Here is a 21146-nt window from a genome sequence, read left to right as displayed (position 1 = left end):
AGGGTCAAACGTTACATTTTACTAAAAAGTCTAATTTTTCCTTCTATACTAAAGTCAGTTAATAAATGACACGAAATTAGGAGGAAATAAAAATGATGAATACTAAAGTAGAGGGTTACAAACCGGGGGAATTCTTTGGCTGGGTGTTTTTGATCACATGGGGGAGCTGGTTAATTGCCGCTTATCTGAGTTACAATCACCCCGATCCCGATTTTTACTCAATCTTTTTGATCCCAGGCTTGTTTGCACCAGTCCTTGTGACGATCGCCTTTATTGCGATGCCGAAAAATCGTCAAATCAGAAAAGATTTTTTTCAGCGGCTATTCGATATGAAAAAAATTAATCTAGCGCCGTTGGTAAAAATTTGTTTGATCATGGGCTCTTCCGTTGTACTTGCAATCCTTGTTTCAGTTCTTTTAGGCGGATCAATCGAACAATTGCAGCTATCAGAAGATTTCAAGTTTTCAGCGGGTTCGATTCCTGTGCTTATGGTGATGATTATTGCACCGATACTAGAAGAAATTGGTTGGCGCGGATGCGTTGCTTAATCGTTTTAGCCTGCTTACTGGTTCGATCATGTTTGGTTTCCTTTGGTCAATTTGGCACTTGCCGTTGATGTTCGTAAAAAACTACTCGATGAATTTGTTGTTACAAGAAAATGTTTGGTTTGCGGTCAACTACTTTGTAAGTATTATTCCATTAGGGATCATTTTGAATTGGCTTTATGTAAAAAGCAATCGCAGCACGATGGCCTTGATCATTTTCCACATCTTCTTGAATTTTATGCAAACGTCGACTCAAATGACCGAATGGACGAGCTGTATTCAGACGGTTATCATCATCAGCATTGCTGGTTTGGTTGTGCTGACAAATAGAGAAATGTTCTTTCCAAGTTTGAGAATCTACTCTGAACTTGAAGTCTAATAAAAATAGTCACTGTCAAAATTCGACAGTGACTATTTTTTATGCAAGGCTTTGGGCAAAATGGGCCATTGCGACTTTAACTTCATTTAGTTTCTCAGGTTTGATTAAAGGAAACAATTTTTCTTGGAGTTTTTTGAACTCATGCAGGCTCAGTGCACCAGTTTCTTGATCAGCAAAACTTTTGACCAAGATTTCTTTTGCTTCATTTTCTTTTCCTTCAATTGTATTGTTTAGGAAAAAGTCTAGAAATTTTAGTTGTCCATCAAGCATCTTCTTCACTTCTTTCATTAGAATCATTTATTAGTATAAAAAATTAACGAAAAAGTTGCCATTAATATGTCTTGAAACCGAGTTAGTTTCTTGCGTTTGATGGTATTTTTTCAGCGATCTCTTTAGTATTGCGATGAACCAATAAATAATTAGTTAAGACAAGCGCAGAAGTTGAGATGAAAACGCCGCGATAGCCAAAGATCGAAGAAACACTAGAACCAATCATCGGACCTACAACGTTACCGGCTGCTTGGAAAGATTGATTGTAGCTAAAAATTCTTCCAGCGGCTTCTTGCGGTGAATATTTTGTGATCAGAGCTTGAACCGCAGGTAATAGACAGGCATCGGAAATACCAACCAAGAATCGCAGAAAGGCCAGTTGCCAAACATTTGTAACGATCGACATTGGTAAAAAGACAAGCATAGCAAAAATCAAACCAATACCTAAGATTTTCTCGCTGCCAATTCGGTCGCCAAGTCGACCAAAACGTGGCGCTGCGATCAGAGTTGCAATCCCGGGAATCGAAGCAATGATTCCGCTGATCAAAGTGACGTTTCCGTGGTTGTGCATTAATTGTCGAATATATAAACTGATGATTGGACTGATAGAATTATTTGAAGCTTGAATAATTAAAGTCGTGATGAACATGCCGATGACGACATGTGGGTATTTCAAACTATGAAATATTTCTTTTGCCGGAAGCATATCTTTTTTCTCAACGGGTGTAAATTCTTCATGAACGAAGAAGAGGCTGAGCAGGAAGACTAAAAATAAAATACTGCCGGTGATAAAAAAGGTTAAACGATAACCAAAAATAGAAGCAGTAATTCCACCAACAAGGGGGCCAAGCAAATTCCCAGTGACAGCGCCAGTCGCTAAAGTACCGAGAACCTGTCCACTTTTTTCCCGCGGAGTACCCGTAGCAACTAGAGCAGTCGCATTACTGATATAGCCGGAAAAGACGCCTTGTAGTAAACGCAGACCGATCAATTGATAGACATTTCCAACAAGACCCATCAAACTGATGACGATCGCCATACCAAGTGATGCTCGCAGCAACATTAGTTTTCGCCCTTTTTGATCGGCTAGTCTTCCCCATAATGGTGAGACGATCGCGGTAATCAAGAAGGTCGAAGAAAAGGTGATCCCGCTCCAAAAATTCAATTGCTGATTTGTATAGCTGCCTAATGAATCTATGTATAGGGACATAAAGGGCATAACAAGACTGAATCCAATACCAGCCATGAATGTGCCGAACCATAAAACAATTAAATTCTTTTGCCAAGTGGGACGTGGTTGAAATAATTTACTTTTGATTTTACTCAAATTAAAAAATGCCTTCTTTCAATTTTATGAAAATTTCAGAATCGGTTTTCATTATAACTCGCTCGCAGACCATGTAAAATTCTACCGCTTTATGTTAGGATAGAATTAAGGAAAAAACAATATTTTTTTCAAAAAAAGTTTTGTGGATATTTAGATTTTTCTTGAACTTGTTTCAACCGAGGGCATTTTTCTTGAATTTTTATTTCATGATACTTATGATTGAGGTGGAAAGAAGGGTAGCGGGATGTATCAAGTAATTACCATGTATGGCGACAATGAACCTTGGTGGTTCTTTGAAGAGTGGCAGACAGATATTCAAGAGACCGCAACTTTTGATGATTTTGATGCGGCAACGGCTTATTATGAGCATCGCTGGAATGAGCTCCAAAAGTCCAATACATATAGCAATGCAAAACATAACTACTTAAGCGCATTTTGGAAAGACCAAGATGAACGCTGGTGTGAAGAGTGTGATGATTATTTACAGCAGTATTGGGGTCTTGCGCTATTAAAGGATGAGCAGCCGTTAACGGTTGACAGTAGAAAGGAATTTTATGAAACAGCTAATTATAGCGGAAAAGCCAAGCGTTGCAAGAGACTTGAGCAAGGTGCTTAACGCCAATCAAAAGAATAAAAATTATTTCGAAGGACCCAATGTTATCGTGACTTGGGCCCTTGGTCATTTATTGGGCTTAAAAATGCCAGAGGATTTAAACAAGGAGTGGCAAAGTTGGCAAATGGAGACGTTGCCGATGATTCCTAAAAATATCGGAATCAAGCCATTGCCTAAAACAAGAGGCCAATTAAAGTCGATTCAGCAATTAGCGAAACGTAAGGATATTTCTGAAGCAGTGATCGCTACAGATGCTGGACGTGAGGGAGAACTAGTTGCTCGTTGGATTTTGGAGTATGTCCGCTTTGACAAACCCGTGAAACGATTGTGGATCTCGTCCCAAACCACTAAAGCGATCAAAGATGGCTTCAAAAATATCAGACCAGCAAAAGAGTACGATAATTTGTATTATTCTGCTCTCGCACGGGCAAAAGCGGATTGGCTTGTTGGACTGAATGTTACGCGAGCATTGACTGTAAAATATGAAGACAGCTTATCGGCTGGGCGGGTTCAAACACCAACACTTGCGATGGTGCGTCAACAAGAAAAGAAAATTGAACAATTCCGTCCGCAGAATTACTTTGTGATTTCGTTAGATGTCGCAGGCCAAAAGGCGAAGTTAAACCAAAAAAATCCTTACGGTATTACTGATCGCGAAGCGGCTGAAAAACTCGTTAAAGAAATGTCGCAGCAAAAAGGTACAGTAACGGATATTACTGAAAAAGAAAAAACAGAGCCCGCACCGCTGCCGTATGATTTAACAGAAATCCAACGGGAAGCGAATGCTCGTTACCAGTTTTCTGCGAAAAAGACATTATCACTAGTTCAAAGTTTGTATGAAACGCATAAAATCGTGACTTATCCGCGAACGGATAGTAAATACTTAACAAATGACATGAAAGCGACCATGAAGGAACGTTTACAGGCAGTGGTTGATTTTGCGCCAGAAGTTAAGACTTATATCAAACACGGGGCACAGGTAAAACAAAAGCGGGTTTTCCAAGACAACAAAGTAACGGATCACCACGCATTGATTCCAACGGAACAAAGACCGCGTTTTGAAAAATTATCCACCGATGAACAACGAATCTATAATATGATCGTGACCCGTTTCCTAGGTCTATTCGCCGAAGCTCATAAAGAAAGTCAGCAAAAAGTGACGGTGGCGTTCCAAAAAGAAACCTTTACTTTCCGTCAAAACAAAGTTTTAGTGGCTGGCTGGAAGCCTGCTGAAGAAGCGAAAAAAGCCGTTCAATGGTCAGAGGGAATGAAGATTGTACCAAGTTTTACAATCGAGAAAGCTTTAACTACACCACCAAAACCTTTGAACGAAGGCACTTTGCTTGGGAAAATGGAGAAACATAGCCTGGGAACACCCGCGACTCGTGCGGAAATCATTGAAAAATTGATCAAATCAGAATTGATGGAACGGACCAATACCGGTCTATTAGTTTCACCCAAGGGTAAACAGTTATTAGAACTAGTTAACCCATCACTTGTAACACCGGAACTAACGGAAAAATGGGAAAAACAATTAGAAGCGATCGCTGATGGCAAATACAGTAGCAAACAATTTTTACAAGAGATCGAAGCAGATACGAAAAAGCTAGTTAGTGAAGTCAAACATAGCGATAAAAAATATCAAGACTTCTCCATTACTGCGAAGAAGTGTCCAGAGTGCGGATCGCCTTTACGAGAGAAAAACACGCGCGATGGGAAAATCTATAATTGTACCAATCCTGAATGTAATTATCGTCGACGCAAAGATCCGAAAGTCTCGAATCATCGTTGCCCGCAATGTCACCGCAAGATGGAAATCATTGATGGTAAAAACGGTTCTTATTTCCGTTGTAAATACGATGGAACAACCGAAAAAATGTTGGATAAAAAAGAACGTTCGAAAAAAATGACGAAGCATGAAGAACGTCGTTTATTGAAGAAAATCAATGATCAAGAAGAACCACAAGAAAGTCCGTTGGCTGCTGCATTAAAAGCAGCGATGGAAGATAAAAAATAGTCCAAAAGCATCGAAGGTTGTAAGTTCCCTTCGATGCTTTTTATTTTATAATAGTAAGAAAATTTAGCTTGAATGTTCATATTTCTTTTTTGCTGATTGTAATAAGGCGTCTAGTTGCGAGTTTTCAGAAATCTGATACCGCTCGAAAGTGTTAATCAGGTGATAGATCTCTCGGAAGCTTCCCTGAACCAGGCTGCTGATAGGCAAACGATAATAGATTGAAAAGAACAGCTTAGTGAGACGTGGTCGACTAAAGAAATTCCGTTGTCCCTTTGGTAATACTTCAGCACCAGATAGTTCTAAAAGGTTATACGCATCCCGCATAGCAATGGATACCGCAGAAAAATCACCAGATTTGCGGATTTTTGCTGGCGATGGGCCATAAACATATTCAAATGAGTTTTGGATCATGACTAAGATGGCATGACTTTTTAACCAATCATCGATCTTGGGGTCATAGCTCCAAGCATAGTTTGTTCCGCGAAATACATCATCCAACATCTGAGCAATTGCAAAATCAGTGTGCAACGATCCAACTTTCATCTTGCCCTTTCCAAAGCGCAACACAGAGATTCCTTTTTCTGTATTGGTTCCTCCGGTCATTTGAAAGCCAAAATAAATCCTTTTCGGCTGGCTGCTTTTTTCTTGTAGTTCTTTTTCTAGCGCGGCAGCCTCCAATTGGTTGCCGATAAAAAGAATCGTAGAGCTGCTGTTTTTTGCTAATGGTTCAATAATTGCTGGAAAATCGCTGTATTTCATCGTAACAAAAATCAAGTCATACTGATCATCTGGCTGAAGTGTTTCAATTACACGTACAGTGTTCTTCGTTTGTTTTCGTTGGATTGAATGGTTTAGTATTAAACCATTTGTTAGTAATTCCTTCTTTCTTTTTCCACGAGCTAATAGTGTGACCTCGTTACTTTCATTAATAAGTGAATGGGCTAAAAAGCTTCCTTGAATGCCCGCACCATAAACCAATATCTTCATCTTTTCATCCCTTCCGAAAATCAACAGGTGTTGATTAATCAACTTGTGTACACTATAATAAAATGACAACTGAAAAGTTACAATCAACAAAATCTTGTTTTTGTTGATTACTGAACAGAAATGAATAAATGATTGGAGCAGAGGGATGGATCGACGGAAACGTAAGACGCAAAAGAATATCACAGCAGTTTTCTATCAGCTTTTAAAGAAAAAAAGTTACGAAGAAATATCAGTCAGCCAGATTTGTCAGGTGGCCGATATCAATCGTGGTACGTTCTATCTTCATTTCATTGATAAGGACGACCTGCTCGAGAAAAGTATCAGTCATGAAATGCAGGAATTGGTCGAATACTGTGAAGGAAATGGTGAAACGAGTAATCAGCTAAAATTAGAAAAGACGTTTGAATATATCGCAGAACACCGTGAAGAATTGAGACGATTGCTTGGCGCAGATAAGCAAGGATTCTTTGCTCAGTTTCAAATTGAATATTTGATGGAGCAAATGACAGATCAATCGCCGTTAACAAGCATTTTCTTTGCCCATGGACTTGTTGGATTACTGGAATATTACTTGATGAATGATATTTCTGAGGTTGAAATATCTGAGGAGCTGGAAAAGTTGACCTATTCCTTTCGTTAAAGGGATCTGTTTTCTTCAAGGATATTTAGTAGAAATTCAAAAAGAAAAGGGTTACAATATAAATGGTTTATACCAATTTCGGGAGGGATTTTTTTGAAATCAAGAAAAGATGAAGTGTTAGAAGCATTGAGAGCAAATCCTAACGAACAAACGGCCCAAGAGTTGGCGGATCAAATGGGGGTTGACCGAACAAATGTCAGCCGCTACTTGAATGAATTGACAAAAGACGGTACTGTAAAAAAAATTGATGGACGCCCTGTGAAGTTTCAGGTGGTCACGGTGTCTTTGGAAAAACATATTAATTTTGAAAATCTGATTGGTCGTGATGAATCTCTTAAGAGTCAGATTCAAAAATCAAAAGCGGCTATTTTATATCCTCCGCGCGGATTGCATACCATCATTTTTGGTGAGACTGGAACGGGGAAGACGATGTTCGCGGAATGCATGTATCGTTTTGCCGTTTCTGCGAAGGTTTTGGATGATACTGCACCGTTTATTACATTTAATTGTGCGGATTATGCACAAAACCCGCAGCTTCTTTACGGCCATATTTTTGGAGTGAAGCGTGGTGCCTTTACTGGTGCGGAAGAAACACGGACTGGTTTGATGGAACAGGCCGATGGCGGAATTCTCTTTTTGGATGAAATCCATCGGTTGCCTCCAGAAGGACAAGAAATGCTTTTTACATTTATTGATAAAGGAACCTTTCGTTCTTTGGGCGACGGGCAGGAGAAACAAGCCTCTGTTCAAATCATTGGGGCGACGACAGAGACAAGTTCAATGTTTTTATCCACATTCAATCGACGTATTCCGATGCAGATAGAGCTGCCCTCTTTAGCAGATCGATCGTTGGATGAACGACTGGCAATTATCAAAGAATTTCTGCAACAAGAAGCCAATCGCTTAATGCAGGAGATTGCGATTGATAAACGAAGTTTGTTGGCTTTCCTTCTATATAATGCTGAAGGAAATATCGGTCAGCTAAAACGGGATTTAAAATTGGTTTGTGCCAAGGCCTTTCTTCATCATCAAACCAATAGTGAATCTGAGAAATTGATGATTGTAGAAGAAGACCTGCCATTAGTCGTACAAAAAGGTTTGTTGCGGATGAATGAGGTTCAAGACAAATTGACGCCTTTCATGGATAAGAAAAATCTATATTTGACTTTGAAGCCAGGGACCGAAGAAGTTGTTTGGGGACAAGATCCAAATAAGGATATGGAAGTTTACCATTCGATTACTTATAAATTGGAGAAATTGGGTCGTGAAAATTTATCAGAGATCGATTTAGAAGAATTGATTTCTGATGATGTGGATCAGTATTTTGAGACCTATGTAGAGGAACTTTCTCATACGAATGCGTATCGAGAAATTATTTCCGATGATTTATGGAAACTGGTCAATGAATTGTATGATTTTGCCTCCAATCAAATGAACCGCGAATATGATGAAAAGGTTCGTTTTGCTTTTGCATTGCATATCAATTCGACAATAGAACGGATTCGCGGCAATCAATTCATTTCTCATCCCAATTTGAATGATATCCGCCGCAATTATTCCAAGGAGTTTCAATTAGCGATCGAATTTTCTAATCGAATCGAGGAAGCTTATGCGATCATGATCCCCTTAGATGAGATCGGATTTATCACGATGTTCCTAACCATGGACAATCAGGAAGAACAAAAAGTTGATGAACGGCAAGTCGCAGTACTAGTCGTCATGCATGGAAAGTCGACGGCTTCGAGTATGTTAGAAACCGTTCAGGAACTTTTAGGGACAACACATGGAATTGCTTTTAATATGCCGCTGACTTTGAATACTGAAAAAATGTATGGTCAAATCAAAAATTATATACAAAGCAAACGAGAGGAATTTTCGGAAGGGATAATTCTTTTGACCGATATGGGGTCACCAAATAACTTTGGCAATCTTATATTCCATGAAATGGGAATTCGTACGCGAGTGATATCAATGGCGAGTACAATGCTGGTATTGGAAAGTTTGCGTTTGGCGACGTTAAATCGTTCGTTAGAAGAAATTTATACGAGTGTCATCTCGATGTTTCAAACGATGGTTCGCTTAGAGGAGCCTACGCCTAAGGATGAGAAGAAGGTCATCATCGTGGCTTGTTTTACTGGTGAGGGTGTGTCTAAGCGATTAAATGAAGTGGTCTCTCAGATCGTTAATTTGGAAGAATTTGAGATCATTCAGATGCAATCGCTGGAACGTGAAAGCTTTAAACATCGGATTGATCAATTGATTACTCATAAGGACATTGTCGCGATCGTAGGGACGATGGAGATTCATTACCAAAAGATTCCTTTTGTGCCGGCAATGAATTTATTTAAACGAGAAAAGATTTTAGAATTTCAGGATTTGTTAGGGAGCACAATCACGCTGCCAGAGATGGTGGATTCTTTAACCAAAAACTTTTCACCGGAGTTAGATGTCAAAACGTTGTTTCTATTAATTGATGATGTTTTGCAGCTGATCCGTAAAGATCAAGAGCTGATTATTGAAAATACAGCAATGCAGGCATTGAGTGTTCACATCGCCTTCTTGGTTGATAAAATCAAAAAAAGTGAAGAACGACCAAGTTTTGAGAATGTTAAATATTTTCATCAGCAGCATCAGTTACGATTTAATCAAACCGCGGCTAATCTGTCATTGATCGAAAAACAATTCGATGTTCGCTTTACTGAAGACGACATCGCTTACATTGTTAAGACGCTTGAAGATAATCGAGTTGAACTAGGATTGCACAGTGTGTAATCCTAGTTTTTTTGTGTGTAAGATGAAAACCTTATCACGACAGCTTGTGTGCGGTCAAAAAGTTGGCACGCGAATTGCTTTATATAAAGTGAACAATAAAAATATTAAGGAGTGTCAAATATGAAAAGAATTATGTTAGTTTGTGCAGCAGGAATGAGCACTAGTTTATTAGTAACAAAAATGGAAAAAGCATCAGAAGCAGCAGGATTAGAATCAGATATCTTTGCAGTCTCAGCATCAGAAGCAGATGCAAAATTAGAAGATGCAAGCAAACCAGTTGATGTTTTATTGTTAGGCCCACAAGTTCGTTTCATGAAAGGCCAATTCGAAACAAAATTAGCTGACAAAGGTATTCCAGTAGCAGTTATTGATATGAAAGATTACGGCATGATGAATGGCGAGGCTGTTTTAAATACTGCGCTAGAACTTATGAAATAGGAAGTAGAAGGGGAGCTAAGCAAATGAGCGAAACAATGAGTCAAGAACAATTAGAAGCAGTGATGGGGTTGATCATCAATGCCGGCAACGCGAAGAGCGATGCAATGGAGGCGATTCAAGCAGCTAAAGTAGGCGACTTCGCCCTAGCTCAAGAAAAACTTACCGCGGCAGATCAAGCTTTAGTTGAAGCCCATCATTCTCAAACAGGGCTGTTAACCGAAGAAGCGAGTGGCAATCCAATGACAGTAACTCTTTTGGCCGTTCACAGTCAGGACCACTTGATGACTAGTATCACCTTTAACGACATGGCTAAAGAAGTCGTTGATCTTTACAAACGTTTGGGGAACGAATAGGAAGTGATCCCATGAAATTAGCTCGTGATCAAGAATCGTTGAAAGCGATCACAGGTTTAATTGAATACGCTTTTAGAAAACAGCAAACAATCATTGATGATCCGCTCTTTTTATCCCGCTATGAACACGCAGATTGTTATGGTGTGTATCAAGAGGATGAATTGACTAATTTAGTTATGGCGAATCATTTTGAGATTCAACTTTTTCAGCAAAGAGTCAAAATGGCTGGTGTTGGTTACGTAGCCAGTTATCCAGAATACCGAGGCAAAGGCGGCATTAGCAGTATTATGGCCGAATTATTGTCTGATCTATACGAACAGGGCGTGGCAGTTTCTCAGCTAGCTCCTTTTTCAGAAGATTTTTATCGGCAATTTGGATATGAGCCTACAAGCCGCAGAAAAACATATCGCATTCCAGCACTAGCCTTTAGTTATTTGACAAGTGAAAGAAGGGGGAATGTCAAACGTGGAACCTGGCAACAGATGAAGCCAACGATCCAATCAATATATCAGCATTTGCTGATGCAGCAGCAAGTCGGAACGGTTGTCCGTGAAGATTGGTGGTGGGAACGACTAAATGAGTATTACCCGCACCGTTTTTATGCCGTAGCTTACGATGATTCTGGTGCAGCGAAAGGCTATATTATCTATCGAATGCAAGGCAACACGCTAGTAGTAGATGAGCTCGTCTATGAGAACGAATTCGCGTTGCGAAAATTATTAACGTACTTGAAATCCCATGTCTCATCATTTGAAGAATTTCTTTATCACGCACCTGTTCATGAGATCATTGAAAAATGTTTTCGGGAACAAGAATACTTTACGATTACTTTAGAGCCTTACATGATGAGTCGAATTATTGACATTGAGCAATTATTACCGAAACTTCCGATTTACCAAAAAGAAATTATTTTAGAAGTAACTGAAGATAGAGAATGTCCTTGGAATGTTGGTAGCTGGCTTGTCAGTCAGGGGAGTTGTCAAAAAGTACAAAAAGCAGGCGATATTAAAGCTTCGATTCATGGATGGAGTGAATTATTATTGGGAGAATTAACCTTAGCAGAAGCACTGTTTCTCGGTAAGGCAACAGCCTCAAAAGGGTTTGAAGCTGAGATTTTTCCAAAAGGTCGACAAAGTTTTTACGATTATTTCTAAATAGGGGGAAACAAAGAAATGGATAAATTTATCAATTTTATGGAGAAACACTTTATCCCGCATGCGTCAAAAATCGGGAACCAACGTCATCTGATAGCAATTAGGGATGCATTTACAGTAACCATGCCGTTAATGATTTTAGGGGCATTAGCGGTAATGCTTAATAACTTGTCACTAAGTATTCCAGCATTTGGTAAGTTCATGAACGGCATTTTCGGTGGGGATTCTTGGACAGGTTTCGGCGGAGCTGTTTGGAACGGAACATTTGGTGTTCTATCGGTTTTCATCGCTTTCTTAGTTGCCTATAACTTAGCGCATCATTATGGTAAAGATCCAGTAGGTGCAGGGGTTGTATCCGTTGCTTCTTTCTTTACTTTAGGCGCAGCAACTAGCGGAATGAACTCTACGGGTTTGTTCGTAGCGTTGATCGTAGGTATCATCGTTGCAGAAGTCTTCACTCGTTTAGTTGGTAATGAAAAGCTAGTTATCAAAATGCCAGACGGTGTGCCACCAGCAGTTGCTCGTTCATTCGCATCTTTATTCCCAGCGATGATCACTGTTTCAATCTTTGGTTTGATAGCAGCGATTATTGCCGGATTTGGTGTTAAAGATATGTTCGCTGAATTCTATGCATTGGTTCAAGAACCATTCATGGGCTTAGCTAACTCTTACGGTTCAGCACTTTTGATTGCTTTTATTACACCATTCTTGTGGTTCTTTGGATTACATGGTGCCAACATGATCGATCCGTTCATGCAAGCAATTAACGCACCAGCGATTGAAGCGAATGCTAATGCATTAGCAGCAGGAAAAGCAGCACCGTATATTGTTAACAAACCATTCGTCGATTCATTTGTAAATATGGGTGGTACAGGGGTAACAATTGGTTTAATCATCGCTATCTATCTAGTTGGACGTAAGAATAAACCATTTATGGTTGTAAACAACTTGGCTGCAGCACCGGGTATTTTCAACATCAATGAACCATTGATGTTCGGTTTACCGTTGGTATTGAACCCAATTATGTTTATTCCATTCATCTTGACACCTATGATCTGTATTTCAACTGCGTACTTTGCAACAAGCTTCGGCTGGGTGCCAGCAGCAACGGTTATGCCACCATGGGTAACACCACCAATTATTGGCGGTTTCTTGGCTACTCAAAGCTTCTCAGGAGCAATTTTAGCAGCAGTTAACTTGGTTATCTCAATCGTTATGTATGTACCATTCGTATCATTAGCAACAAGACAAGAACTAAAAAAAGTATCTGAAGCATAAGATTTATCTGGGGGGGTTATGGATCACTTGATCCCTAACCCTCTTTATCAATTTATCTGTATTAAAAAGAAATAAATACCTTATTACGAGTTAGGATGTCAGTTCTACTTTGAATTTTTAAATCATTAGTAGAATGATATACGTGACGAGCATCAAACTTATTTTTCTTAAAAGAAAAATAAATACCTTATTACGAGTTAGGAGATCTACAATGAAAACTTTTCCAAATAATTTCTGGTGGGGCGCTGCAACATCTGGCCCACAAAGTGAAGGACGCTTTAACAAAAAACATGCCAATGTCTTCGATTATCATTTTGAGATCGAACCGGAAAAATTCCACAATCAAGTCGGACCGGATGTCGCATCAAACTTTTACAACAGCTACAAAGAAGATATTCAGATGATGCACTCGATCGGTATGAATAGTCTGCGTACGAGTATCCAATGGAGTCGCCTGATTGATGATTTAGAAACAAATACTGTTAATCAAGATGCTGTAGACTTTTATAATAATGTGATTGATGCAATGGTGGCTGAAGGTATGACTCCAGTCATGAATCTGCATCACTTTGACTTGCCGGTAGAATTATATGATAGATATGGCGGTTGGGAATCGAAAAAGGTTGTAGATTTATATGTTGGCTTCGCAGAAAAATGTTTTGAATTATTCGGAGATCGAGTGAAATTCTGGGCAACACATAATGAACCGATGGTTGTAGTAGAGGGCGAATACCTATTCCAATTTCATTATCCTAATATCGTGGACGGGAAAAAGGCAGTACAAGTAGCCTATAATTTGAATTTGGCTTCGGCTAAAGCAATCCAAGCATTCCGCAAATTAGCTATCAAAGATGCACAAATTGGTACGATTCTAAATCTAACACCAACTTATGCAGCGTCAGAGGCAGCAGAAGATCAAGAAGCAGCACGAATCGCTGAACTTTGGAACAACAAAATGTTCTTAGAGCCAGCAGTTTATGGTCATTTCCCTGCTGAGTTGGAAGAGCTGTTAACAAAAGACAAAGTTTTATGGGAAACAACGGATGAAGAAAAAGAAATCTTAAAGAACAACACAGTTGATTTTCTAGGCGTTAACTTCTATCATCCAAATCGCGTGAAAGCACCTGATGTGGCGCCGAACTCTGTGGGTGAATGGATGCCGGATCGTTATTATGATGCTTATGATATGCCGGGTCGTCGTGTGAACTTAGACCGCGGTTGGGAAATTTATCCAAAAGCACTTTATGATATCGCTGTGAACATCAAAGAAAATTATAAGAACATTCCATGGTACGTGTCTGAAAACGGCATGGGTGTTTCAAATGAAGAGCGCTTCAAAAATGCTGATGGTATAATCGAAGATGATTATCGAATCGATTTTGTGCAAGAACATTTGGAATGGCTGCATAAAGGAATCGAAGAAGGTTCTAATTGCTTTGGCTACCACATGTGGACACCAATTGACTGCTGGTCTTGGTTAAATTCTTACAAAAACCGTTATGGTTTTATTTCAAACAATATTCATACCCAAATCAAGACAGTGAAGAAATCTGGTTATTGGTTCAAAGAGGTAACTGACAAAAATGGTTTAGTAGACTAACCCAAAGAGGAGGAAAATAATTGAAACGTGAACTAGGTATTTCGGTATATCCCGACCATAGCGATCCGCAGGCGGACCGTGATTACATTAAAAAAGCAGCAGAGCTTGGCTATTCTAGAATTTTTATGAGCATGCTGGAAGTGACTGAGGGAAAAGAAAAGGTCGGCGAAAAATTTGGCGGCATTATCCATTACGCGAAAGATTTAGGATTTGAAACAGTCTTGGACATCGCGCCCTCAATTTTTGATGATCTAGGAATTTCCTACGATGATTTAAGCTTTTTTGCAGAGCTTGGCGCAGAAGGCATTCGTTTGGATGAAGGCTTTGATGGAAACAAAGAGGCCATGTTGAGTTACAATCCAGAAGGTTTGGCGATTGAATTGAACATGAGCAACAATGTCGCTTATCTTGATAATATTTTGTCTTATGAGGCGAATGAACCATTTATTTATGGCTGTCACAATTTTTATCCACAAGAAGGTTCTGCTTTGCCATATGATTTCTTTATCAGCTGCAGCGAACGCTTCAAAGGTCATGGTATCAAAACAGCGGCATTTATTACTAGTCATGATGCTGAATATGGTCCCTGGGATATTAATGATGGTCTGCCAACATTAGAAATGCACCGGCATTTGCCGATTGATTTGCAGGCACGTCACATGTTTGCGACTGGCTTGATTGATACGGTGATTATCGGAAATGCGTATGCTTCTGATGAAGAATTAGAAAAAGTCGCAGCTGTTGATCGCTATAAATTAAGTTTAGGTATCGAATTTGTGCCGGATGCAACAGAAGTTGAACGTAAAATCGTTGCTGATCCAAAACATTTCCGACGCGGCGATATTACGGCGACTGCTGTTCGTTCGACCATGGTTCGGGTAAAATATGGCGATGTTGCAAATCCTGTTCACGACAATACACAAGAATTTCAGGTTGGAGATGTCGTAGTCGGTAATGATGATTTTGGAAAATACAAAAATGAATTACAAATTGTCTTGGAACCGCATAGTGATTCACGGAAAAATTTAGTTGGTAAAATTCCACAAGAAGAGTTGATTATGCTAGACTTTTTGAAGCCGTGGACAAAATTCAAATTTGTTTCTAAAAACTAAATTTGATAGGTATGATAAAAAGATGAAAGTTCTTTATTGACAAACCCGATAAAGGCGTGTAAAGTATGACTCAACTTAATCAAACGACAATGAAAAGAAGAGTAGCAATTTATTTGTTCCAAGAGAGTCTCTGGTTGGTGGGAAGAGACAGCAATCAATTGTGAACCACATCTTTGAGTCGATCAGCTGAAATCAGTAGGTTGGTCCGGGAGAGCCCGTTAGCGCAGAGGTCAGATTGACCAGTTGAGATTGTTCGTTGTGAGACGACGATAAAAAAAGGTGGAACCACGTATTTACGTCCTTTAGCCCTAGCGGCTAAAGGACTTTTTTATTTCACCGACTGGACACTGACCTATCGAGGTTCTTTTCGTGAGAAAGGGACAAAGATGAGGTGGAACCACGTGTAAAACGTCCTCTGGTAGAGATACCAGAGGGCGTTTTTTTTGCCAGTCCAACTTTTTGCAGTTTGCTGAAATTAGTGATGAGTTAAGCTTGTTTCAACTAACAAATTGATGAAAAGTCTAGTTGGATGGTATGCGTGGCGAGGATAGAATTATTTTTCACGCGTTTTGAAAAATAATTCCATTAGTGAAAGCTAGCTGTCAATTACGCTATTCTGCCTAAACTGAAATCAACGGAGTCAAGATTAAGAAATTCGAAAGGCCGTACAACTTTCGATAACATGGAGGGATATTGGGATGAATTATTTGATCGAGGTCATGCCGCAATTATTACAGGGGGCATTGATTACACTGAAATTATTTGCTTATACGATATTGGGCTCATTGCCGCTGGGAATTTTATTATCGTTTGGGTTAGCGAGTCGTTTTAAACCATTACAATGGATTTTACGTTTTTATGTTTGGATCATGCGCGGCACACCATTATTATTGCAATTAATATTTGTATTTTATGGATTGCCGTTAATGGGAATTATTTTTGATCGTTTTGAAGCCGCACTCTTCGCATTCGTTTTGAACTATGCTGCTTATTACGCCGAAATTTTTCGCGGCGGGATTCAATCAATTCCATTGGGTCAATATGAGGCATCAAAAGTTATCGGTTTAACGCCTGTCCAAACAATTACACGAATTATTATTCCTCAGGTTGTAAAAATCGTTTTACCGTCTGTTGGTAATGAAGTCATCAACTTGGTAAAAGATACATCCTTGGTTTATATCCTTGGATTATCAGATGTCATGCGAGCTGGGAAAATCGCGATGGAACGAGATACCACTTTATTACCATTATTTGGAGTAGCAATTATTTATTTGGCACTGACAGGTGTGACGTCAGTTATCCTGAAACAACTAGAGAATCGTTTGAACTATTATCGTTAGGCGGGTGGAAAAAATGATTGAATTAAAAAATGTAAATAAATCTTTTGGCAGTAAAAAAGTTATCAATAATTTAGATCTGGTTATTCCAGATGGACAAATTCTAGCAATCGTTGGTCCTTCCGGTGGAGGAAAGACGACGCTGCTGAGAACCTTGGCTGGGTTAGAAACAACGGACAGCGGAACATTTTTATTGGATGGAGAGCCTTTTGATCCAACGAGCTCTAAAGAACAGGAGCAAGTGGTGGGCGTTGTTTTCCAAGATTTCCAACTATTTCCGCATTTGAGTGTATTAGACAATATCACGATCGGTCCGCGGCTAGTGTTGAAACAGGACAAAGAAACCTATACAAATAAGGCTCAACATTTAGCGAGTCTGTTAGGGATTGAGGAATTGTTGAGTAATTATCCTTATCAACTATCTGGCGGGCAAAAACAACGGTTGGCGATTGCTCGTGCTATGGCGATGAATCCCAAAGTGCTGGCCTATGACGAACCAACAAGTGCATTAGATCCTGCGTTGCGTCAACAAGTAGCAAGTCTGATTTTAGAGTTGAAAGCTGATGGGGTCACACAGATTGTCGTAACCCATGATTTAGTATTTGCTGAAGAGATCGGTGATCATGTTTTGAAGGTAGAACCAATTAAATAAAATTGATTTGGTAGTGAGACTCAGTATTCTTTTTTGAGTTTAAACATAAAGACAACACTAGGAGGAGAAAGTATGAAATTGAAAAAAATTGTTTTGGGAATGGTAGCAGTATTAACTTTAGTAACTTTAACAGCCTGCGGCAAGAAAGAAACCAGCGGTGACGACAGTTGGAAAACGATTGAGAAAGATAAAAAAGTGACAATTGGTTTAGACGATACTTTTGTTCCAATGGGCTTTAAAGATGAGGACGGAAAAATTGTCGGGTTCGATGTTGATTTGGCTAAAGCTGTCTTCAAAGAATACGATATTAAAGCAGAATTCCAACCGATCGATTGGTCTATGAAGGAAAATGAATTAGAAAACGGCACAATTGATTTGATTTGGAATGGATACACAGTAACAAAATCACGGGAAAAGAAAGTGTTGTTTACCGATCCTTATGCACAAAATGAACAAGTTTTAGTAACTAAGAAAGACAGTAATATTACTAAAGCGGAAGACATGAAGGGGAAAATCCTTGGTGCACAAGAAGGATCCTCTGGCTACGAAGCTTTTAACAACCAAGCGAAAACGCTGAAAGATATTGTTAAAGATAATGATGCTACTTTATATGCTAGCTTCAATGAAGCAATGATCGACCTTGAAAATGGCCGAATTAACGGACTATTGATCGATAAGGTTTATGCTGATTATTATCTAAAACAAGCCAATAAGCTAAACGATTATAATATTTTCAGTGTTGGGTTCAAAAATGAGAACTTTGCGGTTGGTGCCCGTAAAGGTGATAAAGAGTTAGTCAAGAAAATCAACAGTGCCTTCAAAGAATTACAGGAAAATGGAAAATACGGAGAAATTTCGAAAAAATGGTTTGGCGAAGAATTGTCTTTACCGAAAGAGTAAGCAGAAAATCTCTCTAAAACTGGACGTTAACAGCGATGTTGGGTTCGATTTACCATTAAACTACGCAAACTTTATTTATCCATAAAGAAAAGGCGAGCAAAACTTTTGTTCGCCTTCTTTTTTTTGTATAATGGTACAGAATGGAAAGAGGGATAACATGGCGCAAAAAAAGCGTACAAAGAAAAAAAGAAAAACTAAAAAGCAAAAACAACTACAAGAACAGCGCCTGATTATCGGGATTGGGCTTTTATTTATTTTATTTGCGGTCTTCGCTTTATTTAAGCTGGGCTTCTTAGGCAACTTGATTGCGAATGTCTTACGCTTAGTCGGCGGAAACACGTATCAGTTTTTAGCACTGTTATTGGGCCTATACGGGGCGCTGCTTGTGGCGAAAAATACTAAGTTGCGATTGACAAAAACGCGACGTTGGATTGGGATTGGCGTCTTTTATCTCGGCGTTTTATTGATTCTTCATGCACGTCTGTTTGTAAATGTGGAAAGCAAAGATCCTAATATTTTGAAGACAACGTGGGATCTTTTAATGACAGATTTCTTAGGAAATCAAATCACGCAAAATGTCGGCGGCGGGATGCTAGGTGCGGCACTCTATAATTTGACTCACTTCTTAGTATCGCAGGTCGGCAGCTATTTGATTGCCGGTTTGTTATTGATCCTCGGTATTTTCTTGTTCAGTCTCCTTGAGTTTAATCAAGTGACGGATTATCTAGGTAGTTTTGTGGATAAGCTGCAGGAAAAATTCTCCGAATCGGATGAAAAGAAAGCCTTGCGAACTGCTAAAAAAGAAGAACGTCAGGCTGAAAAAGCCCAAGCCAAAGCTGAAAAGCAAGCGGCGGAAAAGGCTAAGTTGGAAGCTGAACGAGCAGAACGCGAGAAGAAAAATATGGTTCGTTCGTTGACACCAGGCGAGCAGTTAGCGAAAGAAAATCAGGAACAGATAGTCAGTGAGCCAGAACAAATGACTTTAGTACCGATCGAGGGCTTCCAAGAAAATCTGGAAACATCAGAGGCACCGATGCCCGCGAAAAAAACTCAGCTTGCTGAAGAAGAAATCGATGATCCTGGTGATTTGGAATTTGAGATCAATGCGGAACCGGAAGATCATGATTATCAATTACCGCCTTCAACTTTACTAGACTCGATACCAGCGGCGGATCAAAGCGATGAATACAAAAAAATCGAACAGAATATCAAAGTGTTGGAAAAAACCTTCAACAGTTTTGGCGTGGATGCCAAAGTTGTCAAAGCCAGCTTAGGTCCATCGGTGACTAAATTCGAAGTACAGCCGGCTGTCGGGGTGAAAGTTAGCAAGATCGTTAATTTGACCGATGATATTGCTTTGGCTTTAGCGGCAAAAGATGTACGGATGGAAGCACCGATTCCCGGGAAATCTTTGATTGGGATCGAAGTACCTAACAGTACGATCAGCATGGTTTCTTTCCGCGATATTATCGAAGCTCAGCCTAACCATCCAGACAAATTATTAGAAGTACCGCTGGGGCGTGATATTTCTGGAATGGTTCAAACCGCTGATTTATCCAAAATGCCTCACTTGCTGGTGGCGGGGTCAACTGGTAGCGGGAAGTCGGTTTCAATTAACGGCATCATCACCAGCATTTTGATGCGGGCGAAACCTAATGAAGTGAAGCTAATGATGATCGACCCGAAAATGGTTGAGTTGAATGTCTATAATGGTATTCCTCACTTATTGACACCCGTTGTGACCAATCCGCGGAAAGCGGCCCAGGCGTTGCAAAAAGTTGTTCAGGAAATGGAAGAGCGTTATGAAAAATTTGCGGCTACTGGAGTTCGTAATATTTCTGGATTTAACGAATTAGTGATCCAGAAAAATATGGAAGACGGACAAAATCGTCCAATCTTGCCGTTCATTGTTGTGATTGTAGATGAGTTGGCCGACCTGATGATGGTCGCAAGTAATGAAGTCGAAGACGCGATTACTCGACTGGCACAAATGGCGCGGGCTGCCGGAATCCACATGATTCTTGCAACACAACGTCCTAGTGTGGATGTCATTACAGGGATTATTAAGGCGAACGTTCCATCACGGATTGCTTTTGCTGTTTCAAGCGGAACGGATTCTCGGACAATCATTGATGGCAATGGTGCGGAAAAACTTTTAGGTCGAGGAGATATGCTGTTCTTGCCGATGGGTGAAAATAAACCTATTCGTGTACAAGGAGCATTTATTTCAGATCACGAGGTGGAACGCGTAGTTGAATTTGTTTCGGATCAGCAAGAAGCGCATTATGAAGAGAAAATGATGCCGACAGAAGAAACGACCTCATCACCATCGGAAACACCACAGGATGAGTTGTATGAGGACGCTAAAGCATTGGTGGTTGATATGCAGACTGCTAGTATCTCTCTCTTGCAGCGACGTTTCCGGATCGGCTACAATCGAGCAGCACGAATCGTAGATGAATTAGAAGAACATGGCGTAATCGGACCATCTACTGGCAGCAAACCACGTGAGGTCTTCTTGCAGAAGGCTGAAGAAGAACCTGAAAATCCATTAGATGAATAGAAAAAGCTTTGCCAAAATTTTTTTGGCAAGGCTTTTTTTTATTTTTATTAATTGCACATATGTGCAAAACAGCGGTGACTTTCGATGGAGGAGTTCCTTTTCTAGGGAATCTTATTTTTTTAAGGTATTAACGAAAAACGTTGCTGCTGCAAGCTTTATTTGAACAAAACAACCATTCAAATAGATCTAAAGTGATCACGATGAATAAA

General features: G+C 39.7%; 19 protein-coding genes and 1 other annotated feature. Of the genes, 16 read left to right on the top strand and 3 right to left on the bottom strand.

The features are described 5' to 3' along the window. The first annotated feature begins 92 nt into the window (after positions 1 to 92). Entirely contained in the window at positions 93 to 548 is a 456-nt protein-coding gene (locus I585_RS05015; RefSeq protein WP_010739954.1) for a hypothetical protein, read from the top strand. Beyond that, complete coding sequence (locus tag I585_RS05010) at positions 541 to 924, top strand: CPBP family glutamic-type intramembrane protease (RefSeq protein ID WP_034709987.1); 384 nt, start codon at positions 541 to 543, stop codon at positions 922 to 924. The genes I585_RS05015 and I585_RS05010 overlap by 8 nt, the downstream gene beginning before the upstream one ends. A gap of 39 nt (positions 925 to 963) precedes the next feature. On the opposite strand, the gene I585_RS05005 is transcribed toward I585_RS05010, so the two are convergent. After that, entirely contained in the window at positions 964 to 1212 is a 249-nt protein-coding gene (locus I585_RS05005) for a hypothetical protein (protein WP_244265973.1), read from the bottom strand. 64 nt (positions 1213 to 1276) lie between these two features. After that, positions 1277 to 2521, bottom strand: coding sequence for a multidrug efflux MFS transporter (locus I585_RS05000; RefSeq protein WP_010739952.1), 1245 nt, complete (start codon positions 2519 to 2521; stop codon positions 1277 to 1279). 244 nt (positions 2522 to 2765) lie between these two features. On the opposite strand from I585_RS05000, the gene I585_RS04995 reads away from it, so the two are divergent. Together I585_RS04995 and I585_RS04990 are read left to right on the top strand one after the other, a co-directional pair. After that, a complete protein-coding gene (locus I585_RS04995) occupies positions 2766 to 3137 on the top strand; it encodes a DUF1033 family protein (RefSeq protein WP_010739951.1) in 372 nt (123 codons plus the stop codon). Continuing rightward, on the top strand, positions 3076 to 5151 hold the full coding sequence (locus tag I585_RS04990; RefSeq protein ID WP_010739950.1) for a DNA topoisomerase III: 2076 nt from the start codon (positions 3076 to 3078) through the stop codon (positions 5149 to 5151). The genes I585_RS04995 and I585_RS04990 overlap by 62 nt, the downstream gene beginning before the upstream one ends. 63 nt (positions 5152 to 5214) lie before the next feature. Here I585_RS04990 and I585_RS04985 read toward each other — a convergent pair whose 3' ends face one another. After that, positions 5215 to 6138 carry a ketopantoate reductase family protein gene (locus tag I585_RS04985; RefSeq protein WP_010739949.1) on the bottom strand — a complete coding sequence of 308 codons (924 nt, stop codon included), beginning with the start codon at positions 6136 to 6138 and terminating at the stop codon, positions 5215 to 5217. A gap of 145 nt (positions 6139 to 6283) precedes the next feature. On the opposite strand from I585_RS04985, the gene I585_RS04980 reads away from it, so the two are divergent. The 12 genes from I585_RS04980 to I585_RS04925 all read left to right on the top strand — a co-directional run bounded on the left by I585_RS04980 (position 6284) and on the right by I585_RS04925 (position 20937). Beyond that, entirely contained in the window at positions 6284 to 6778 is a 495-nt protein-coding gene (locus I585_RS04980) for a TetR/AcrR family transcriptional regulator (RefSeq protein WP_010739948.1), read from the top strand. A gap of 93 nt (positions 6779 to 6871) precedes the next feature. Then, on the top strand, positions 6872 to 9550 hold the full coding sequence (locus I585_RS04975) for a sigma-54-dependent transcriptional regulator (protein ID WP_010739947.1): 2679 nt from the start codon (positions 6872 to 6874) through the stop codon (positions 9548 to 9550). A gap of 120 nt (positions 9551 to 9670) precedes the next feature. Then, on the top strand, positions 9671 to 9988 hold the full coding sequence (locus I585_RS04970; RefSeq protein WP_010739946.1) for a PTS sugar transporter subunit IIB: 318 nt from the start codon (positions 9671 to 9673) through the stop codon (positions 9986 to 9988). A 23-nt stretch (positions 9989 to 10011) separates the two neighbouring features. Next, positions 10012 to 10341, top strand: a complete 330-nt coding sequence (locus I585_RS04965; protein ID WP_010739945.1) for a PTS lactose/cellobiose transporter subunit IIA — start codon at positions 10012 to 10014, stop codon at positions 10339 to 10341. 11 nt (positions 10342 to 10352) lie between these two features. After that, positions 10353 to 11495 carry a GNAT family N-acetyltransferase gene (locus I585_RS04960; RefSeq protein WP_010739944.1) on the top strand — a complete coding sequence of 381 codons (1143 nt, stop codon included), beginning with the start codon at positions 10353 to 10355 and terminating at the stop codon, positions 11493 to 11495. 18 nt (positions 11496 to 11513) lie between these two features. Next, positions 11514 to 12773 (top strand): PTS sugar transporter subunit IIC, encoded by a 1260-nt coding sequence (locus I585_RS04955; protein ID WP_010739943.1) that lies wholly within the window; start codon positions 11514 to 11516, stop codon positions 12771 to 12773. Between the two features lie 211 nt (positions 12774 to 12984). Continuing rightward, the gene (locus I585_RS04950; protein ID WP_010739942.1) at positions 12985 to 14373 is read left to right on the top strand and encodes a glycoside hydrolase family 1 protein; all 1389 of its coding nucleotides are present in this window, start codon (positions 12985 to 12987) and stop codon (positions 14371 to 14373) included. 20 nt (positions 14374 to 14393) lie between these two features. Beyond that, on the top strand, positions 14394 to 15485 hold the full coding sequence (locus I585_RS04945) for a DUF871 domain-containing protein (RefSeq protein WP_010739941.1): 1092 nt from the start codon (positions 14394 to 14396) through the stop codon (positions 15483 to 15485). Between the two features lie 80 nt (positions 15486 to 15565). After that, positions 15566 to 15791, top strand: a binding site (T-box leader). 392 nt (positions 15792 to 16183) lie between these two features. After that, positions 16184 to 16825, top strand: a complete 642-nt coding sequence (locus I585_RS04940) for an amino acid ABC transporter permease (RefSeq protein ID WP_010739940.1) — start codon at positions 16184 to 16186, stop codon at positions 16823 to 16825. A 13-nt stretch (positions 16826 to 16838) separates the two neighbouring features. Beyond that, entirely contained in the window at positions 16839 to 17474 is a 636-nt protein-coding gene (locus I585_RS04935) for an amino acid ABC transporter ATP-binding protein (protein WP_010739939.1), read from the top strand. A 72-nt stretch (positions 17475 to 17546) separates the two neighbouring features. Continuing rightward, the gene (locus I585_RS04930; protein ID WP_010739938.1) at positions 17547 to 18374 is read left to right on the top strand and encodes an amino acid ABC transporter substrate-binding protein; all 828 of its coding nucleotides are present in this window, start codon (positions 17547 to 17549) and stop codon (positions 18372 to 18374) included. Between the two features lie 157 nt (positions 18375 to 18531). Further along, positions 18532 to 20937: a DNA translocase FtsK gene (locus I585_RS04925; protein WP_010739937.1), complete on the top strand. Its 2406-nt coding sequence runs from the start codon at positions 18532 to 18534 to the stop codon at positions 20935 to 20937. Positions 20938 to 21146: the final 209 nt, after the last annotated feature.

The organism is Enterococcus malodoratus ATCC 43197, assembly GCF_000407185.1.
Lineage (GTDB): Bacteria > Bacillota > Bacilli > Lactobacillales > Enterococcaceae > Enterococcus_A > Enterococcus_A malodoratus.
Note: the sequence above shows the minus strand (reverse complement) of the source record. Positions and strands in the feature narration are given on the sequence as shown.

Bases quoted from the DNA above. Each gene is read 5' to 3' on its own strand.
- I585_RS05015 (WP_010739954.1), top strand. From the start codon at position 93: ATGATGAATACTAAAGTAGAGGGTTACAAACCGGGGGAATTCTTTGGC.
- I585_RS05005 (WP_244265973.1), bottom strand. From the start codon at position 1,212: ATGAAAGAAGTGAAGAAGATGCTTGATGGACAACTAAAATTTCTAGAC.
- I585_RS04995 (WP_010739951.1), top strand. From the start codon at position 2,766: ATGTATCAAGTAATTACCATGTATGGCGACAATGAACCTTGGTGGTTC.
- I585_RS04990 (WP_010739950.1), top strand. From the start codon at position 3,076: ATGAAACAGCTAATTATAGCGGAAAAGCCAAGCGTTGCAAGAGACTTG.
- I585_RS04985 (WP_010739949.1), bottom strand. From the start codon at position 6,138: ATGAAGATATTGGTTTATGGTGCGGGCATTCAAGGAAGCTTTTTAGCC.
- I585_RS04980 (WP_010739948.1), top strand. From the start codon at position 6,284: ATGGATCGACGGAAACGTAAGACGCAAAAGAATATCACAGCAGTTTTC.
- I585_RS04970 (WP_010739946.1), top strand. From the start codon at position 9,671: ATGAAAAGAATTATGTTAGTTTGTGCAGCAGGAATGAGCACTAGTTTA.
- I585_RS04965 (WP_010739945.1), top strand. From the start codon at position 10,012: ATGAGCGAAACAATGAGTCAAGAACAATTAGAAGCAGTGATGGGGTTG.
- I585_RS04960 (WP_010739944.1), top strand. From the start codon at position 10,353: ATGAAATTAGCTCGTGATCAAGAATCGTTGAAAGCGATCACAGGTTTA.
- I585_RS04955 (WP_010739943.1), top strand. From the start codon at position 11,514: ATGGATAAATTTATCAATTTTATGGAGAAACACTTTATCCCGCATGCG.
- I585_RS04950 (WP_010739942.1), top strand. From the start codon at position 12,985: ATGAAAACTTTTCCAAATAATTTCTGGTGGGGCGCTGCAACATCTGGC.
- I585_RS04940 (WP_010739940.1), top strand. From the start codon at position 16,184: ATGAATTATTTGATCGAGGTCATGCCGCAATTATTACAGGGGGCATTG.
- I585_RS04935 (WP_010739939.1), top strand. From the start codon at position 16,839: ATGATTGAATTAAAAAATGTAAATAAATCTTTTGGCAGTAAAAAAGTT.
- I585_RS04930 (WP_010739938.1), top strand. From the start codon at position 17,547: ATGAAATTGAAAAAAATTGTTTTGGGAATGGTAGCAGTATTAACTTTA.
- I585_RS04925 (WP_010739937.1), top strand. From the start codon at position 18,532: ATGGCGCAAAAAAAGCGTACAAAGAAAAAAAGAAAAACTAAAAAGCAA.